This is a genomic window from Gilliamella sp. W8123 (genome assembly GCF_016101085.1).
In the GTDB taxonomy this organism is placed as follows: domain Bacteria; phylum Pseudomonadota; class Gammaproteobacteria; order Enterobacterales; family Orbaceae; genus Gilliamella; species Gilliamella apis.
This window is the reverse complement of the sequence record NZ_JACFRE010000006.1, coordinates 187,410-206,956: the sequence shown is the minus strand read 5'-3', so window position 1 is coordinate 206,956 and position 19,547 is coordinate 187,410. Positions and strand designations below refer to the sequence as shown.

General features: G+C 36.7%; 14 protein-coding genes. 4 read left to right on the top strand and 10 right to left on the bottom strand.

Annotated features, from left to right (window positions below; translation table 11 throughout):
• Nucleotides 1-197, top strand: a 197-nt coding sequence (locus H3T56_RS11625) for a hypothetical protein (protein ID WP_232351424.1), incomplete at its 5' end; no start/stop codon positions are given.
• 159 nt (nt 198-356) lie between these two features.
• On the opposite strand, the gene H3T56_RS09270 is transcribed toward H3T56_RS11625, so the two are convergent.
• Both H3T56_RS09270 and H3T56_RS09265 read right to left on the bottom strand, forming a co-directional pair.
• Nucleotides 357-1,751: a hypothetical protein gene (locus tag H3T56_RS09270; protein ID WP_198192774.1), complete on the bottom strand. Its 1,395-nt coding sequence runs from the start codon at nt 1,749-1,751 to the stop codon at nt 357-359.
• An 852-nt stretch (nt 1,752-2,603) separates the two neighbouring features.
• Nucleotides 2,604-3,032, bottom strand: a complete 429-nt coding sequence (locus tag H3T56_RS09265) for a hypothetical protein (RefSeq protein WP_065578517.1) — start codon at nt 3,030-3,032, stop codon at nt 2,604-2,606.
• 219 nt (nt 3,033-3,251) lie between these two features.
• Here H3T56_RS09265 and H3T56_RS09260 point away from each other — a divergent pair, with 219 nt between their 5' ends.
• The 3 genes from H3T56_RS09260 (at nt 3,252) to H3T56_RS09250 (ending at nt 8,315) form a co-directional block, all read left to right on the top strand.
• On the top strand, nt 3,252-4,664 hold the full coding sequence (locus H3T56_RS09260) for an EmmdR/YeeO family multidrug/toxin efflux MATE transporter (RefSeq protein WP_065613067.1): 1,413 nt from the start codon (nt 3,252-3,254) through the stop codon (nt 4,662-4,664).
• A gap of 700 nt (nt 4,665-5,364) precedes the next feature.
• Nucleotides 5,365-6,750, top strand: a complete 1,386-nt coding sequence (locus tag H3T56_RS09255) for a glycoside-pentoside-hexuronide (GPH):cation symporter (RefSeq protein ID WP_086354406.1) — start codon at nt 5,365-5,367, stop codon at nt 6,748-6,750.
• Nucleotides 6,751-6,794: 44 nt separating this feature from the next.
• On the top strand, nt 6,795-8,315 hold the full coding sequence (locus H3T56_RS09250) for a glycoside hydrolase 43 family protein (RefSeq protein WP_198192772.1): 1,521 nt from the start codon (nt 6,795-6,797) through the stop codon (nt 8,313-8,315).
• A gap of 53 nt (nt 8,316-8,368) precedes the next feature.
• On the opposite strand, the gene H3T56_RS09245 is transcribed toward H3T56_RS09250, so the two are convergent.
• The 8 genes from H3T56_RS09245 to H3T56_RS09210 all read right to left on the bottom strand — a co-directional run bounded on the left by H3T56_RS09245 (nt 8,369) and on the right by H3T56_RS09210 (nt 19,262).
• Nucleotides 8,369-11,227 (bottom strand): valine--tRNA ligase, encoded by a 2,859-nt coding sequence (locus H3T56_RS09245; protein ID WP_198192770.1) that lies wholly within the window; start codon nt 11,225-11,227, stop codon nt 8,369-8,371.
• A gap of 193 nt (nt 11,228-11,420) precedes the next feature.
• Nucleotides 11,421-12,266 (bottom strand): pantoate--beta-alanine ligase, encoded by an 846-nt coding sequence (gene panC / locus H3T56_RS09240; protein ID WP_198192767.1) that lies wholly within the window; start codon nt 12,264-12,266, stop codon nt 11,421-11,423.
• Between the two features lie 18 nt (nt 12,267-12,284).
• A complete protein-coding gene (panB, locus tag H3T56_RS09235; RefSeq protein WP_198192765.1) occupies nt 12,285-13,127 on the bottom strand; it encodes a 3-methyl-2-oxobutanoate hydroxymethyltransferase in 843 nt (280 codons plus the stop codon).
• Nucleotides 13,124-13,969, bottom strand: coding sequence for a Rossmann-like and DUF2520 domain-containing protein (locus H3T56_RS09230; protein WP_198192763.1), 846 nt, complete (start codon nt 13,967-13,969; stop codon nt 13,124-13,126). Before H3T56_RS09230 ends, panB begins: the two co-directional genes overlap by 4 nt.
• 240 nt (nt 13,970-14,209) lie before the next feature.
• Nucleotides 14,210-14,839, bottom strand: coding sequence for a hypothetical protein (locus H3T56_RS09225; RefSeq protein ID WP_034903515.1), 630 nt, complete (start codon nt 14,837-14,839; stop codon nt 14,210-14,212).
• A 738-nt stretch (nt 14,840-15,577) separates the two neighbouring features.
• On the bottom strand, nt 15,578-17,047 hold the full coding sequence (locus tag H3T56_RS09220) for a hypothetical protein (protein WP_198192761.1): 1,470 nt from the start codon (nt 17,045-17,047) through the stop codon (nt 15,578-15,580).
• A gap of 471 nt (nt 17,048-17,518) precedes the next feature.
• Nucleotides 17,519-17,668: a hypothetical protein gene (locus tag H3T56_RS09215; RefSeq protein WP_198192754.1), complete on the bottom strand. Its 150-nt coding sequence runs from the start codon at nt 17,666-17,668 to the stop codon at nt 17,519-17,521.
• Nucleotides 17,669-17,894: 226 nt separating this feature from the next.
• Nucleotides 17,895-19,262, bottom strand: a complete 1,368-nt coding sequence (locus tag H3T56_RS09210; protein ID WP_198192752.1) for a hypothetical protein — start codon at nt 19,260-19,262, stop codon at nt 17,895-17,897.
• Nucleotides 19,263-19,547 lie beyond the last annotated feature (285 nt).

The window sequence follows — 19,547 nt, the reverse complement described above, 5'->3', positions numbered from 1 at the left end:
TTTTTGGTTGTTTGAGTTTCGGACGTTTGTTGTTTTGTGGTTGTTTCTATACGGTGATTACGTCCGAGTTAAGAGGGTTGGCGCCAACCCTCTTTACCATCTCCCGCGGCGACCACGCAAGTGGTCACTGCGTGACTGCCTTCCGCCTGCGTTCGCTTTTAACGCTCCTTGCCAAACATCCCTGTTTGCCATGCTAACCTCACTCAGTTGTCAGCACGTTGCGAATGTCGCACCACAAAATCGCTTTTATTGCCCACTTTGTCAGCCTTATTGCCTTGGCTGGGCAATGATTGTTTAACGTCCTAACGTTATTTTTCTATCCTCAGCTTCAATACCTAAGAACTAAGAAATAATAGCTAAGGATAGACACAGGCTCCGCCGCCCCTTATGGAGTTGTACCAATCATCGTAAGACATCGAACCATAACGCGTGTTAACATAAAAAAACCTTTGAGTACTAACTACCATATCTTGCGTCCAATATTTAAACGTCCAAGTGCCGCCGGCGCCGGAGCCGAGGCCGGGAAAATTGGCACCAAAGTAAGTCTCCACCATCCCCCATTCCGCGAAAAATCCTCCACCAATGTGACGCTGGTACCAACCATCAGGTGACGAAGGCGTTGCCTCTACTAGACCGTTACAAGCGTCTCCTGAATTAAGTTCCCGACAAGACGCATTAGTTAAATCCCTGACATTTGGGAGATGGTATCCAATATTATTACACCAAGATTCCACACTAGAATGGTTCTTTTCATTATTACCACTATTAACAAACCACTGCTTTAACTCAAATCCATATTTGACCACCGCATTACCACTGCTATCACGACCGACTAACTCAAATACCTGCGGTAAAGATGGTCTGTCGACTCTATCTGGATTTTCTGAGTACCATTGATTAGGGTCTGTAACGGCAGGACCAGTTAGGGTGACTTTAACGCTGGTATTTGTTGAATCGGTCATCGTCGCCGTAATACCACCATGAGAAACCGTAGCCCAAGATAAGGCCTGATTACTACCACCAATATCTAAATCAAAATACAAATTATTAGCACCAGTAGTCGGGAAGTTTAAACCATAAGACGATGGCGTAACTGACTGTGGTAGAAAACCATTACGCCCTTGATAAATGGCATCAGAAAGATTACTCCCAATCCCCCATAAGTCAGGTCTTGCAAAACAAATCACTGGCGATGCCTTAGGATTAATATAATAAGTGGCATTACTTGCACTAAAACGACTTTCATTAGGCACACCATAAGGTGTTTTTAATCTACCGCTATCACTAGATAAGGTTAATTTATATGGCGCTTTACAAATAGTCAGTACTTCATTACGGGCAACACGATTATCGTCTTTATCAACAATCGATAAGCTTAAATTACCTGTAACGGTGATACCATAATAAACTCCCTGACCATCACCATCATCATCCCCCCAATAATTATACGGTTTGCCAATAAGTGAACTTAATTCAATAGAATTAGTATACGTATTCGTTGGTACTAACATACCAATATCCTTAAAACTCTGACCAGCAACAGGTAAAATGATAGGATGGTTTCTTGAATCATTGGTTGTGGGAGTAAATGTTCTACCATCAGAAAGGGATATCCAGAGTAGTGCTTCGGTATTTGTTACCCGGGTACGACCACCATCAAAGGTTAAATAAGGAGCTGAACCTTGAATAATATTGGTCGTTTTAGTGGTTAATGCATAATTAGAAAAAGAGATAGACTGTAAAACAACCATGGTTAATACCAAAACCATCGGCCGAGATAAACAGGCTAAATTAAGAAATTTTGAAAACGCTTGCCAAATTTGTTGGAAAAATAAATTGTAGTGAGATAATAGACCGTACGTGCTTAACTTTACTAACGTTAAATTATAGGTTGGGCAGGTTTGGTGTTTGGTGTTTGGTGTTGTAAATTATAACACATATCCGACATTCCTGTCAATTAAATTAATGATTTATTTACAATTTTATGCCTACCGACATAAAATTTATCCATTCGTATAAATATGCTATAAAAGTATAATGACTGGAAAAAACCATGCAACTTATTTAAGCTGTTAAATTGTTAATTTTTGTAAAGTTTAACGTAATATTATGTTTTAATTACGCCCTTAAAACCAATTTCGAAGAAACTTTAGGGGGATTTTTTGGTTTTAAAAACCCCGTTCCTCAAAATTTTTAGTTCTTTATTTTTTAGTTCTTTGCGTTTCGGACGTTTTGTTGTTTTGTGGTTGTTTCTATACGGCGATTACGTCTGAGTTAAGAGGGTTGCCGCCAACCCTCTTTACAATCTCCCGCGGCGACCACGCAAGTGGTCACTACGTGACTGCCTTCCGCCTTCGTTCGCTTTTAACGCACCGGCTGTGATTTGTTCCTGACAAAGCACCGCCTTGGCAAACATCCCTGTTTGCCATGCTAACCTCACTCAGTTGTCAGCACATTGCGAAAGTCGCTAAATAATACTCGTCATACTGATTTGTAATAAAGTAATATACTTTTATCTGATTTGATTATTTAAATTTTTATTTACTTATAATAATTTAAAAAATAAAAGAACCTGCAATACAGGTTCTTTTTAAACTTTTGAATCATTGATATAAAGTTGTTGGAATTATATCAGTGTTTCCATTTTGGTCTATAAATAATCTAAAGATTTTTTTCTCATTGTTATTTAAATTAAAATCACGTTCACGACGGGGAGCATTAAAACTACACAATCCATGACCTTGTATAGATGCACCAATAATAACTTCACCAGCTGGCAGATAAAAAGTTGCTCTTTCTTTAGTTTCAAACTTAGCCACTTCTTGCCCATTTAAAAATAAATTAATGTAACATCCGCTACCAGTCAATCCTTTATCTCTAATAAACACTAATGTCGCATTATTATCTAGTTTAGCTTGATGATTAAATATTCTTGCTTCTGGTACTTGTTTTATTTCATGTTCAGCAGGCGGTCTAGTGGAACATCCAATTAAAACTAAGCTTAAAAAGCCTCCAATCAATAATTTCTTCATACCTTTCCTCCAAAAATTTTTAGTAATGGTATATTATTTATTTTGACAATAAAACTCCATTCCTCAATTTATTTATAATTTATAAGCCTTGAAATAGTGGTACCCTTTATTGGTAATGATAATTATTAATGTTGAGTTTTTATAAAACTTAATTTCATTTTTAGCAAATAAAGGCGTTATAATATACTAAATTTTCTAAATAAATTTTTAGGCCTGAAATTGGATTTTCAACTTGTTAGTCGATTAAAGAATCTTCAACTTTATAAAAAACGACGTTCAAATAATGTGCTGTTCTGGCGCGAAATTTATCCTTTAGCAATGCCAATTTTAATTGAGAATTTGTCAGTCATTTTGATGGGTATTTTCAGTACGTTTTTAGTGAGTTGGATTGGTAAGGCCGAGATGGCTGCCGTCGGTCTGGCGGAAAGCTTTAACATGATTATAATGTCCTTCTTTATGGCGGTTGCACTAGGGACATCTGTGGTGGTGGCGTTTAGCTTGGGACGACACAATCGTAAAAAAGCCGTGGTCGCAGCAAGGCAATCCATTACATTATTAGTTATAATTTCGATTTTACTGTTTTTGTTTGTTGAGTTTTCCGGATATTGGATTGTCGAGATTATTGCAGGTAAAGCCGATCCAGAAGTAAAGGAATTAACACTTACCTTTCTAAGATTAACCGTTTTAGGTTACCCTGCTCTTGCCTTTATTTTAGTTGGCTGTGGTGCATTACGTGGTGCCGGCAATACCAAATTACCAATGTACTTAAACATTATCATGAATATTTTAAACTTGACGATCAGTTATGTGCTTATTTACGGCGCTTTGGGTTGGCAAGGATTAGGTTTTATTGGTGCGGGTATTGGCTTAACAATCTCACGTTATTGTGGGATGTTTTTTATTTTATTAGTCTTAACTATAAAACCAAGTCGAGCGTTATTTATTCCTCTCCGTAGTTATTTTCATTCGTTCAATGGTAAAATTTTGATTGATATTTTAAGTATCGGAATTCCTGCTAGTGTGGAATCGGTAATGTTTAATATCGGAAAATTGCTCACACAAACTTTTGTTGCCGGTATGGGCACCTCAACTATAGCCGCTAATTTTATTGCGTTTTCAATTGCTGGATTACTTAATTTGCCAGGCGGTACACTCGGTGCAACATCGACAATTATTGTTGGTAAACGTATTGGTATGGGGCAAATTTATCAACCAACAAGGCAGCTTAAATTTATTTTTCATCTAACCAGTTTGTTACTCTGTTTTTTAGCTTTTTTATCGATCCCTTTCGCAGGATTATTAAGTTCGCTTTACACTAATGATCAGGAAGTTATTGAGATCTCCAAACATTTACTTTGGTTTAATGCCTTATTTACGCCTTTTTGGGCATCATCCTTTGTTTTACCATACGGTTTTAAAGGTGCGAAAGATGCCAGTTATACCATGTGGGTCGCTATTGGTAGTATGTGGATGTGTCGGATTGTTGTGGGTTATATTTTTGGCGTTTATTTTGGCTTTGGGGTGATTGGTGTTTGGTTCGGTATGTTCTTAGATTGGATTATTAGAAGTATTTTCTTCTATTATCGACTTATTAGTGGTAAATGGCTATGGCGTCATCAAAAAATCAGCTAGCGCTAATAATAGTTTGTTGCTTGTAAAGTAAATTTAGTTAACCTTATTTAACGACATTAGCAATATACTGACAACTGAGTGAGATTAGCATGGCAAACAAGGATGTTTGCCAAGGTTGTGTTTTGTCAGGAACAAATCACGGCCGGTGCGTTAACAGCGAACGAAGGCGGAAGGCTGTCACATCGTAACCACTTGCGTGGTCGCCGTGGGAGTTGGTAAAGAGGGTTCGCGTCAACCCTCTTTACTCGAACGTAATCACTATATAAAACTAACCAGCAAACTAGCTACAAAACAACAAAACGTCCGAATCTTAAACAACCAAAAATTGAGGAACGGGGTTTTTAAAGCCAAAATCCATCCAATAAATCGCTAACGTTAGTTATAACATCTTAATACTTTTCGATAATTAATCTAGATTATCAAAATACACATCCACAATTCAGCTACTCTTGCCGTTAAAGCCCATCAAATATCAATTCTTAATGCATTATCTATGTCCAAAATGATGTTATAGATTTGTGATATCTATCACATTAACCATATAACGTAATTAAGGTATGCAAAATCATAATACTGTTTTGAAAATGAATTTTATAAACTCTATTTATTGTTATTTTTTCAATAAGTTGTTAACGCAACCGATAATTAAATAATGACAGTTTTATGCAAATCATATTTTGATAACTAAAAGGAGTTTATGATGGATAATAATAAAAAATTATCAGTCATGGAAAAAATTGGCTTTGGGATGGGGGATGCAGCTTGTGGTATTGTCTATTCCTCGGTGACGATGTTTTTGACCTATTTTTATACTGATATTTATGGCCTTTCTGCAGCTGCGGTTGGCATAATGTTCCTCGCTACGCGAATTTTTGATGCTATTATCGATCCGATTACAGGTATGGTTGCCGATCGTACTAAAACAAGATGGGGGCGATTTAGACCATGGTTAATCTGGTTTGCGATTCCTTATGCGGTACTGGCTGTTATGACTTATACAACACCAGATTTTGGTTATTCAGGTAAACTTTTATACGCATACGTTACCTATGCATTATTAATGCTTTGTTATACATTTATTAATATTCCTTATTGTGCTCTTGGTGGTGTTATTGCTCGTGATGAGAAAGATCGCCTATCTGCTCAATCCTATCGATTTACTATTTCATCGGCATCAGGACTTATGGTATCAATCGGTACGTTATTTTTAGTCGATTGGTTAGGAAAAGAAAATAAGCAACTCGGATTTCAGTTAACCATGGCGGTTATGGGCGTTATTGCGATTGGTATGTTAGTGTTCTGTTTTGCAACCACTAAAGAAAGAGTAGTACCAATTGAAGATAAAAACGTCAGTGTTAAAAAAGATTTAAAATGCTTATTAGGCAATGATCAGTGGTGTATTGTGGCGCTTATTACCTTCTTTTCAAGTATGGCTGGCGTTATGCGTAGTTCAGCAACGCTTTACTATGCAACTTACTTGATGATGGGTGGCGTTAGCTCAGCAGCAGGTACAGCGATGAAATCAGCCTTTGTGTCAACATCGGTGGTCGGTACTATATTAGGTGCGATGGCTGCTGGTTATTTTGCTAAACGTTTTACTGCTATTCAATTATTTAAGAATATTAATTTAACGTTGTTTGTTATTGGTGTGGTGATGTTTTTTGTTCCACCGGTGTGGTTAGCGGTTATTTTCCCACTCTATTTTTTAATTGGCTTTTTCCACTCCATGTATCAACCATTTAAATGGAATATGATGGCCAATGCTGCTGATTATGGTGAATGGAAATTTGGCCGCCGAGCAACTGGTCTATCTTTCTCAGGTAATTTATTTGCCTTAAAACTCGGCATGGCAATCGCTGGTGCTTTAGTCGGCATCTGTTTAGGTTTATTAGGCTATCAAGCAGGTGTAAATGAACAAACCCCATTAGCCACAATGGGCATTATTGGTCTTTTAACTATTGGACCAGCATTTTCCTATTTATTGCTTTGGTGGTTAATGCGTTTTTATAAATTAGATGACAAAATGATGGCAAAAATTCAAAGTGATTTACTTGCTAGACAACAAAATAAAGATAGTCATGACTAAGATAGTATGTCGATAAGTAATAGTTACAATTAAAGGTTAATTATATGAGTTTAGATTATTATCACAATCCTATTATCTGCGGTGATTATTCCGATCCGGATATTGTCAAAGTAAATGATGATTTCTTTATGGTTTCATCTAGCTTTAACCATATGCCAGCATTACCGATCCTCCACTCAAAAGACTTGGTAAATTGGCAGATTATCAATCATGTTTTTGATGCCCTTGACTTACCCGGTTATGATGCAGTCCAACCCGGTAAAGGGGTTTGGGCGCCATCGATTCGCTATCATGATGAAAAACTTTGGGTGTTTTTTAGTACTCCTGACGAAGGTATTTTTATGTCTAATACCTCTGATCCTTGGGGTAAATGGAGCAAACCGCACTGCTTACAACCAGCACTCGGTTGGATTGATCCTTGTCCATTTTGGGATGATGATGGTCGAGCATGGTTAGTACATGCCTTTGCGCAAAGTCGTTGTGGTGTTAAACATAAGTTGCAGCTATTTGAAATGGCTAATGATGGATCAACATTGATTGGCGAAGGTCAAATTATTTATGATGGCACTGCCGATTTACCGACACTTGAAGGACCAAAACTTTATAAGCGCAATGGTTGGTATTACATTTTTGCACCAGCTGGCGGTGTTGAAAACGGTTGGCAATCGGTGTTACGTAGCCGTAATTTAACGGGTCCTTGGACTGCACGCAATGTGCTATTTCAAGGCAATACCACCATTAACGGCCCGCATCAAGGAGGATGGGTCGAATTGGACAACAATGAGTGCTGGTTTGTACACTTTCAAGATGCCCATTTATATGGCCGTATTGTTCATTTACAGCCAATGTATTGGGGTGATGATGATTGGCCTCGCATTGGTGAGAGTATCAATAATGATTCCACTGGACAACCGGTATTATCATATAAAAAACCAACTGTATTCCATCACTCAGAAGATTATAAAATCCAAACCAGTGACGATTTCCAGCATGGTAAATTTGGTTTACAGTGGCAATGGCAGGCAAATCCTAATCCTGATTGGCTAATAGCAAGTGATCAAGGATTAGCCTTAAGTTGTTATCCATTACCTATGCATAATACACAGCGTACACTCTATTTTGCAGCTAACTTATTGCTGCAAAAATTTTCAGCATGGCAATTCACGGCGCAAACTCAACTTACATTGAATGCTAAGCAATCAGGTGATTTGGGCGGTTTAATCGTTTATGGTGAACGTTATGCTGCGATTATGATCGGTTATGATAATGGCCAGTATAATTTGTATTATCGATATGGCTGGATGAAAGATTCAGGTCAAGTTGACGAATATCAACAAATTGTCGGTCAATTATCTTCACAGCATTGCCAACTTAAAGTCGAAGTTGGTTTGAATGGTATCTGTCAATTTTACTATAAAGATCATAAGACAGACTGGATGTTAATTAAACCTAGCTTCGCTGCTGGAAAAGGTAAATGGGTGGGGGCTAAAGTAGGAATTTTTGCCGCAACTGAAGCAGAAAATGCCATTGGCCATTGCCATTTTGATTACTTCAAGATTAGTTAACGGTTTAATTAGATAAAAAACCCTCTCATATGAGAGGGTTTTTATTCAAGTTGTTAAAGACTTTTTATGGCTGCATACTGCTCTTGCAATTTGGCTTTGTCAGCAATATAGCCTTGTTGTTTTTCTTTCTCTTTGGCAACGACTGCTGCGGGAGCTTTATCGACAAAGCTAGCATTAGATAGTTTATTATCAATACGCGCAATTTCACCATCAATACGAGCGATCTCTTTTTCTAGTCTAGCTAGCTCATCTTCTTTATTAATAAGCCCAGCCATTGGGATAAGGAGTTCAGCGCCATCAACCAATTTAGTGACTGATAATGGTCCTGCTTCACCTTCATCTAACAAGACAATTTCTGATAATCTTGCTAATGATTCGATAAAGGTGACATTGTCACTAATTACGCGATGAACGGCTGGTGATGCTTTTCTAATCAATAGCTGTAATGGTTTGCTTGGTGCGATATTCATTTCAGCACGGATATTACGAACCGCAATGACAGCGTCTTTAATCCAATTGATATCGGCAACCGCTTTATCATCAACTAATTGGCTATCAAATGCTGGCATTGGTTGTAACATAATGGTATCCGCTTTGATTGCCATTAATGGTTTGACACTTTGCCAAATAGCTTCAGTAATAAATGGAATGATTGGATGCGCCAAACGTAATAAGGCTTCAAGTACCGTGACTAAAGTGTGACGAGCAGCACGTTGCTGATTCTGTTCACCATTTGCCAATACTGATTTAGTTAACTCTAAATACCAGTCACAGAACTGATTCCAAGTGAATTCATATAAGATATTAGCAGCTAAATCAAAACGGTAAGTATCGAATGCTTCACGGTAGGTTTTTACGGTTTGGTTAAATTCCGCCAAGATCCATTTATCCGCTAATGAATAATCTAACTCCCCACCTTTAAAACCACAATCGTGATCTTGGGTATTCATCAATACATAACGGCTGGCATTCCATAGTTTATTACAGAAGTTACGATAACCTTCTAAACGTTTTAAATCCCAATTGATATCACGACCAGTTGATGCCAGCGCCGCTAAAGTAAAACGTAAGGCATCAGTACCATGCGCTTCAATACCATTCGGGAACTGTTTTTCTGTACGTTTAGCAATCTTTTCCGCTAATTGTGGCTGCATCATATTACCAGTACGTTTTTCTAATAAATCAGCAAGTGAAATACCATCTATCATATCTAAAGGATCGATAACATTACCTTTAGATTTCGACATTTTTTGCCCTTCTTCATCGCGAATTAGCCCGGTCACATATACCGTTTTAAATGGTACTTGTGGTTTACCATGCTCATCTTTAATGAAATGCATGGTCATCATAATCATTCGAGCAACCCAGAAGAAGATAATATCAAAACCTGTCACTAGTACATTAGTTGGATGGAAAGTAGCTAAATCATCAGTGTTTTCTGGCCAACCTAAAGTTGAAAATGTCCATAATGCTGATGAGAACCATGTATCAAGAACATCGTCATCTTGAGATAATTCGATATCTGCTGCCAGATTATTTTCACGACGAACTTCAGCCTCATCACGACCAACATAGACGTTGCCTTGATTATCATACCAAGCTGGAATTCGGTGGCCCCACCATAATTGTCGCGAAATACACCAATCTTGAATATCATTCATCCATGAAAAATACATATTTTCATACTGTTTAGGCACAAATTGGATATCACCATTTTTAACCGCTGCAATAGCTGGTTCCGCTAATACTTTAGCTCTTACATACCATTGATCGGTTAACATAGGTTCGATTACCACACCACCACGATCGCCATAAGGGATAGTTAAGTCATGCGGTTCAATTTTTTCTAAAATACCTTGAGCTTCACACTGCGCAACAACTAATTTACGCGCCGCAAAGCGTTCTAAATTTTGGAATTGTGCCGGAATATCGGTTGCGTATGCAGTACTTGGCTCACCATTAGTATCAAACACTTCTGCTTGTGCACGAATATCACCATCAAAAGTTAAGATGTTGATCATTGGTAATTGATGACGACGCCCTACTTCATAGTCATTAAAGTCATGCGCAGGAGTAATTTTTACGCAGCCAGTACCTTTTGTCATATCCGCATGTTCATCGCCAACAATCGGAATTCGACGATTAACAAATGGTAATATGACAAATTTACCGATTAGATCTTTATAACGAGGATCTTCTGGATTAACGGCCACACCGGTATCACCAAATAGTGTCTCAGGACGAGTTGTAGCGACAACTAGATAATCTTTGCCTTCTGCAGTTTTAACACCATCCGCTAATGGATAGCGCAAATGCCACATTGAACCTTTTACTTCACGATTTTCAACTTCAAGATCAGAAATTGCGGTACGTAATTTTGGATCCCAGTTAACTAAGCGTTTACCACGATAAATTAAATCTTCTTGGTAGAGTCTTACAAAAACTTCTTTAACCGCGTTAGAAAGACCTTCATCCATAGTAAAACGTTCGCGATCCCAATCAACCGAATCACCTAAACGTCGCATCTGTTTAGTGATGCTACCACCTGATTCTGCTTTCCATTGCCAAATTTTTTCGATAAACGCTTCACGACCATAATCATGGCGAGTTTTGTTTTCTTCAGCAGCAATTTTACGTTCTACCACCATTTGCGTTGCAATACCGGCATGGTCACTACCTGATTGCCATAGCGTGTTATTGCCTTGCATACGATGATAACGAATTAGCGCATCCATAATAGTTTGTTGGAAAGCATGTCCCATATGCAAACTACCAGTTACATTTGGTGGTGGAATAGCAATGCAATAACTAGGCTGAGATTTGTCACCATTAGGTTTAAAGTAACCACTTTCTTCCCAATGCTGATAGATAGGTTGTTCGATTTCTTGTGGATTATAAGTCGTATTTTTCATAATAAAGGCATCAATCCTAATTCAAGGCATAAAAATAGTCTTTATTCTACCGTAAAATGATATAACAATAAATTGTTAGACGAATAAAGTGTTTGATTAAATCAAATTTAAATCAGATAACAATAAAATTAGTATAAAAAAACCACTTGTTGGCAAGTGGTCTTAACGTTATGAACGATTAGAATGGTAAATACTAATGATGATAGATAAAATTATCAATCAATCTGGTTTTACCAATATAAACCGCCAAAGCACATAAACTATCTTGATTTAAACGATCAACCGCAGTTAATGTTGCATAATCAACAAATTCAATATAATCAATTTTAGCTAACGGCTGGGCATTTATAATATTCTGCATTGCGGTTAAGATGGTTTGTACTGATTTTTCACCAGTTTGAATCAGTTGCTGGGCACACTCGATTGATTGATACAAACAGATAGCGGCTAAGCGTTCTTGTGGCGATAAATAGCTATTGCGAGAACTTTTAGCTAGTCCATCACTTTCACGCACAATTGGGCAACCGATAATTTCGATGTCAACATTAAGATCGCTTACCATACGTTGAATAACCGCTAGTTGTTGCGCATCTTTTTGACCAAAATAGGCTCGATCTGGTTGCGTAATATTAAATAACTTAGTAACCACAGTACAAACACCTTTAAAATGACCGGGGCGCTTTTTGCCGCAAAGCGCATCAGTTAGGCCATTAACATTCACATAGCTATTAAAATTGGCATCATACATTTCACTGGCTGATGGACAAAAAATCAGATCAACACCCATTTGTTGGCAGGCGTTTTTGTCACGCTCTAAGTCACGTGGATAACTGGCTAAGTCTTCTTTCGGGCCAAACTGCATTGGATTGACAAAAATGGTAACAATCACTTTTTGATTATCTTGTTTAGCCGCAGCCATTAAGCTCTGATGACCTTCATGCAGATACCCCATGGTTGGCACTAAACCAATGCTAGCACCGTTTTTACGCCACGATTTAACCTGCTGACGAACTTCATCAATTGTTGTTACAACTTTCACAATTATTATCCTTTCTGGCTATTTTGAAAATTCAGATTTGAGTTGAGTCATAATCTCACCATCAATGGCAAACTCATGTATTGATGCTGGGTATTGTTGCTGTTTTACCTCTTGGCAATAATTGGCAAACGCTTGCTTCATTTGATCACCGATTGGCGCAAAAGATTTAACAAATTTAGATGATACGCCATCATACATTGACAACATATCTTGATAAACTAACACTTGACCATCACAACCATGACCAGCACCAATACCGATCGTTGGTATGCTAACAAGTTCAGTAATAAATTTGGCCAAATCGGCAGGTACACATTCGAGTAAAATAGCTGCAGCACCGGCTTGTTCAACTGCTAATGCATCCAAAATTATATCTTTAGCCGCTTGGTAATCTCTACCTTGTACTTTGTAACCGCCTAATGCTAATACTGATTGTGGCATCAGACCAATATGGGCAATAACCGGAATCGATGCTTGAGTGATCATCTTAATATGTTCACAAAATGCTCGCCCACCTTCTAGTTTTACAACCTGAGCATTGCCTTCTTGAATCAAACGACCAGCATTATGTACAGCATCATAAACAGAAGCATGGTAAGACATAAACGGTAAATCTGTCACAACTAATGCGTTTTTAGCGCCCTTTGCCACTGCTTTAGAGTGATGGATCATATCTTCCATGGTGACAGAAACCGTGCTTTCATAGCCTAGCATCACCATTCCTAATGAATCACCAACTAATAAACAATCTACACCGCTATCGTCCATCAGTTTTGCCGTTGTGTAGTCATAAGCAGTTAACATGGTGATTTTTTGTTGATTTTGTTTGCGTTGTTGTAAAGTTAGAATTGTATTTTTCAAGGTAACAGCTCCAGTTCTAATTGATGATAGTCCCTATCAGGATGTTTTTGCCGACTAAGATTAACTAATACTGTCGATAATTGTTGGTATAAAGGTTTTATATCAGCAGGTAAGTTGAGTAAATGTTGTTTTATAGTATTTACATCATTGCGTTCAACCGGACCAGTTAATGCATTTATAGTACCAACATTACAAATATTTTTGGCGTTCGCTAAAAATAGATCATGCCATGCTTGTTGGCAAAAATGGGGATCTAAACCACACTGTGCCAACATATCACTGCCAACTTGCGCTAAGGCGATAACATGATTACTTAGCATAACGCAAGCGGCATGATAAAGCGCTTTATGTTCTGCCGATAATATTGCTATCGCATTAACCAAAGGTGACAACATCGGTTGTAATTTAGCTAATGCTAGGGGATTATTGGCTTCTAAAGTGAAAGATACCTTAGCCATCTCCTTATAGCAGGTAAAACGATCATAAATTGCCGATAAAGGGTGTAGCGAAAATGCTAAAGGATGAACAATATGATCGACAGTAAATAACTGCGATGTCAGCAAACCACTGCAATGACCAACTAATTTATTGTCAATCGGCAATCGACTAACCACTTGCCAAACTGAGCTAATTTGACTATCCGGCACAGTCAAAAATAGACAATCACAATCCTCAACTAAGCTAGATAAAGTTAAATATGCTTCACTACCAGTAAATTCACTTGCCGCTTGTGCTTGTTGATAATCACGACTATAAAAACCAGTAATTTGCATACCACAAAGACTAAAATATTTAGCCAAAGTACAACCCACTTTACCGGCGCCAATAAAACCAATATTCATCTTTAATAATAAAAATTAAACGATGCGGCATTATAGCCTAATTTGATATAGATTCAATTTTTAACCAGAAAGACTAAGCAATATAGGATTAAAAGCAATTCCCCCCTCTTCTCAATTTTTGAGGGAGTAATTTGCTTTAAGGATTTTTTAAATAGAAGAATTTAATTTGTTGTCAGTTTATTTATCACTAGGCAATCAATTTTAAACCGCTATATAAGCGGTTTAAAATAATTTAAGTAATTATTTACCAGGATAAAGAATAAATGGAACTTTTTGGTATTGTTTAGTTTTCTTATCCCATTCTTGTAATTTTAATATACATAGGAATTTATTCTCCTCTTGGGTCGGTATTGCCCCAATCGATAATAAATAATCTTTACCTTCTTTTGGTATAAAAACTAATTTTTTATCATTCCACTTACAGGTAATTCTTTCAGTATAACCTCGTTTGAACCAGCCTGGCTCAACCCTTTTATATTTACCAACCGAGGTAGTAAAAATGAAAGCTTTGCCGGGTCGAATATTCAGTTGATTAATTGGTTGAACTAAATCGTCAGGAACAACTATTCCCGGTATATCGGCAACTTTATCAGCATAAAATTTACTACCAAATAGATAATAAGTTAAATAGCCAGATTCATCTCGCTTTTCTTGATTATAAACTTGTAATCCTAAAGTTCTAAAATCTCTTGAACCGACTTGAATTACCGTAATTCTAGCTTTGGGTTGTTTACCTTTGGGTTCAATATCAGAATATTGTGTGTATGTAGCTAATGAATCCTTATTTGTGACTAAATTAGCCCTTTGTGCACACGAGATCATTAATAGACTAACAACCATGGTTAATAATATTTTTAGAAATTTACTCATCCTTATTCCTCATGTCTAATAATAAATTTGCCTAAAATGTTGAAAACAACATTTTAAAATGATGCTGATTGCTCACTATCGAACCAATAGTGTTTTTCAAATATTATTTTTTTGCAATGCGTTGTAAAAATTTAATAATCAGATTATTAATGATTTTTTATAATAATCCCTTATAGTGAGGAGATTAATATTAGATTGTTGAAGAATTTTTTATTATAAAATAATCCAATAACAAGTACTATTTTTTAATTATTTGACTCTTTTGCTGACGCCCTTATAACGAATTTCTGAAATTAATTTATGTGTAAATGGATGTCATGATGTTTCTGCAAAATCGAAATTAAATTCATTGTTAGAAACATCAGTACAATATGATAATTCTTTACGAATGGCAAAGTCTATTTATGGAATACAAATATATTCTATTAATACTTATCTTCTTTTTTATAAATAAACTCTATACTTTTTTTGACTTATTTAAAACGGTTGCATTGCCTGCTTGACTAACGGTTAAGTAATAATAAGAATCCCAATCAATACCCCCGATAGCCTGAGCAATGAAGTAAATATTACGTTATCGCATTCCAGTCATTAACCATGCCACTCATTCACCATTAATTTCACCGTTCCATTATCCATTATTTCGATAACTTAATTGGCGAGAGTAGCAAGTACGACTTCGATTGGCGGATGCCAATATATCTTCATTTAATTAATAATATTCATTAATAGACTTTTTTATTGTTTACAAACTGCGTGTAAATTTTTTGATTTCTCCCAAACTTTAATTTGACCTATCCAAGCATCAATAGCAAATCTATCAAAAAATTCTTTTGAAGCACCCTCTGGAACAATATATTTATCTCGAGAATAAAACCACAAAAGTCCACTAAACCAATTTGAATCAGGATAAGTATTCTTAATTGTCATACCCCATTCACTCAATAGCCCTTGTCCTATAGTACGAGTAAAAGCATCCCATTCAAGTGGCAATTCTGTCCATGACATTGGTGCATTTGGAGAGTTTGACATTTCAGTCCTTGACGGAATATTCGCTTCTCCACCACATAAATTAACCGTTTGCTGATAAGTATAAAAGTCATTCCCATATGGTACCGCCCATATACCGGTTAAATTAAAAGTATAATTTTGTTCAGGAACTTGTCGATCATGTTTAAATTTTGCAGTTATGGTGACGGGACCTATCGGTTTTTTAACCAACATAACATTACCTTGTTTATCAACCGTAACACTATCATTTGGCGTTGCCGATAAGGTATATTCAAAATCCTCTTGATGACCAGTCATGACTAATTGAAATTTTGCGCCAGGAAAACCAGTTGTTGGAAAGTGCGGTACCGCCGATACTTTAAAACCATTTTCAGGATCAAAAACTGCAGCATCATAACCGCCACCACAATAGCTATCTCTTACTCGATTGCTATCTTGATTCCAACCATTAATCCAATGTTTACTGTCATCTAAAAGTGATGATTCAAATTCATTATCAGCATAACCAGATAAAATACAATCAAGACTTCCTTTATATGATATAGGTCTAACACTTCCCCAAGCATATTGTGGATACAGTATCATTCCATAAGGTTTGGCATAACAAATTTCAGATTTAGTCATAATTTTGTATTTTTGAGTGATATCAAAATATTCGCTTTCATTCGGAATACCATATTCGGAATAGGTTTTTACTTTAGTTGTAATAGTTAAAGTTAACGGCATGGAAATGTCACTACCACAACCAATTATTTTTTCATTATTTTCGATTTTTATCCCTTTATTATCAAACCAACTATAGGTTGTTTTTTCTACGGTGAACGGAGTGTTATTGCGAATACCATCACCATCGGTATCATCATAATTAGCCGTTATATCTAAATCATTTATTGAATAGTCTTTAATAATAAAGTCCTTAATTGTTAAATTACCATTAAACTGATTGATTTTTGTGTCACTTAAGTTATTGGTATATGAACTATATAAAACATTATTAACAGTAAAACCATGCTTTTTTGATGCACTTTCAATATCGACAACGCTTGGTTTATTACCAATAATGACATTTACGCTTTGCGCTGTGAGTGCTTGGCTTTTTTGACTGACACCTAAAAAGCATAAAATAAATAAAATATAAATAAACGTTTTAACCAGAGGTAAACAAACGGATAATAATGAAGAATTTGTCAAAGACAAAATACATCGTATTGTATTGGCGGTGAAATTTCTACAATGAGAAAGCTGAACTAAACAGCGTTTTGTTTTTTCTGCTCTTTGGCTAAATTGATATTTACTAACACTAGATGTTAGCTTTGATATCCTAAGAAAAAATAAACTATCGTGAAAAATTAAACTTGAATTGAGGTAATTAGCTGAAATTAAATTATAGGTTGGGCAGGTTTGGTGTTTGGTGTTTGGTGTTGTACATTATAATACATATTCGACATTCCTGTCAACTAAATTAATGATTTATTTACAATTTTATGCCGTTAAGCATAAAATTTATCCATTCATATAAATATGCTATAAAAGTATAGTGATTGGAAAAAACCATGCAACTTATTTTGACGGTTAAATTGTTAATTTTTGTAAAGTTTAATGTAATATTATGTCTTAATTACGCCCTTAAAACTAATTTAGGAGAAACTTTAGGGGGATTTTTGGGTTTCAAAAACCCCGTTCCTCAATTTTTTTGGTTGTTTGAGTTTCGGACGTTTGTTGTTTGATAGCTAGTTTGGTGGTTGTTTCTATACGGTGATTACGTCCGAGTAAAGAGGGTTGGCGCCAACCCTCTTTACCATCTCCCGCGGCGACCACGCAAGTGGTCTCGATGTGACTGCCTGGCGCCTTCGTTCGGTCTTAACGCACCGGCTGTGATTTGTTCCTGACAAAACACAGCCTTGCCAAACATCCCTGTTTGCCATGCTAACCTCACTCAGTTGTCAGCACGTTGCCAATGTCACACCACAAAATCGCTTTTTTATCGCCCTAACGTTATTTTTCTTATCCTCAGCTTCAATACCTAAGAACTAAGAAATAATAGCTAAGGATAGACACAGAGTCCTCTGACGTTGGTATATTCCCTATCAGCGTGACCCACCCAACCATACGCCGAGTCAACCGTAAAAAACTCTTGACTACTACCCGCCCTATCTTGCGTCCAATAGTCGCCTCCGAAGAAGAAGGTCACTAAGTAATATTCCACCCTCCCCCATTCCGCGAAAAATCCTGCACCCATGTGACGCATATATGAATTATTAGGTGCCGAAGGCGTTGCCCCTACTATTTCATTTGCATAATCTCCACATTTCTCTGAATTATTTCCCTGACAAGACGCATTAGTTAAATCACTGACCTTTGGGAGACGGTATCCAATCTTATTACACCAAGATTCCATATTAGAATGGGTAGTTTCATAAAAACCACGATTAACAAACCACTGCTTTAACTCAAATCCATATTTGACCACTGCATTACCATTGCTATCACGACCGACTAACTCAAATACCTGAGGTAAAGATGGTCTGGCGATTTCACCTGGATTATCTGAACGCAATTGATAGTCTTTAGCAACAGGACCTGTTAGGGTGACATGAATATGGTATCTTGTTGAATTGATCATAGTAGCAGTAATACCACTATGAGAAACCGGAGCCCAAGATAAGGCTTCACTAACACCACCAATATCTAAATCAAAAAGCAAATTATTAGCACCAGTAGTCGGGAAGTTTAAACCATAAGACGATGGTGTAACTGACTGTGGTAGAAAACCCCAATCAGGGTTCCAAATGGAAGCAGGACCAGCATATATACCATTACCGTAATGTGAGTCAGGTTGTGCATAACAAATCACTGGCGCTGTCTTAGGTTTAATATAATAAGAGGCATTACTAGCACTAAAACGACTTTCATTAGGCACACCATAACGTGTTGTTAATGTACCTTCACCATTAGATAAGGTTAATCTATATGGCGCTTTACAAATAGTCAGTACTTCATTACGGGCAACAGGGTTATTGAATTTATCAACAATAGATAAATTTAAACTACCGGTAGCGGTGACACCATTAACTCCCTGACCATCACCATCATCATCCCCCCAATAATTATACGGTGCGCCAATAAGTGAACTTAATGCAATAGAATCAGTATCCCTTGGTACTAACATACCAATATCATTAAAACTCTGACCAACAACAGGTAAAACGATAGGATTGAAAAAACTTGAATCATTGGTTGTCGGAGTAAATGTTCTTCCATCAGAAAGCGATATCCTGAGTAGTGCTTCGGTATTTGTCATCTGGGTACGACCACCATCAAAGGTTAAATAAGGTGCTGAGCCATAAATAATATTGGTCGTTGTAGTGGTTAATGCATAGTTAGCAAAAGAGATAGACTGTAAAACAACCACGGTTAATACCAAAACCATCGGCCGAGATAAAAAGACTAAACCAAGAAATCTTGAAAAATTTTGCTGAAATTTTGGAAATTGCTGAAATAATAAACTACGGTTAAATAATAAACGATGTGAGCTTAACTTTAGAAAGGTGAAATTATAGGTTGGGCAGGTTGTGTGTTGTGTGTTGTGTGTTGAAAATTATAATCCATATCAGATATCCTTGTCAATCCAATTTTATGATTTATTTAAAATTTTAAGCCTAATGGCATAAAATTTATCCATTCTTATAAATATGCT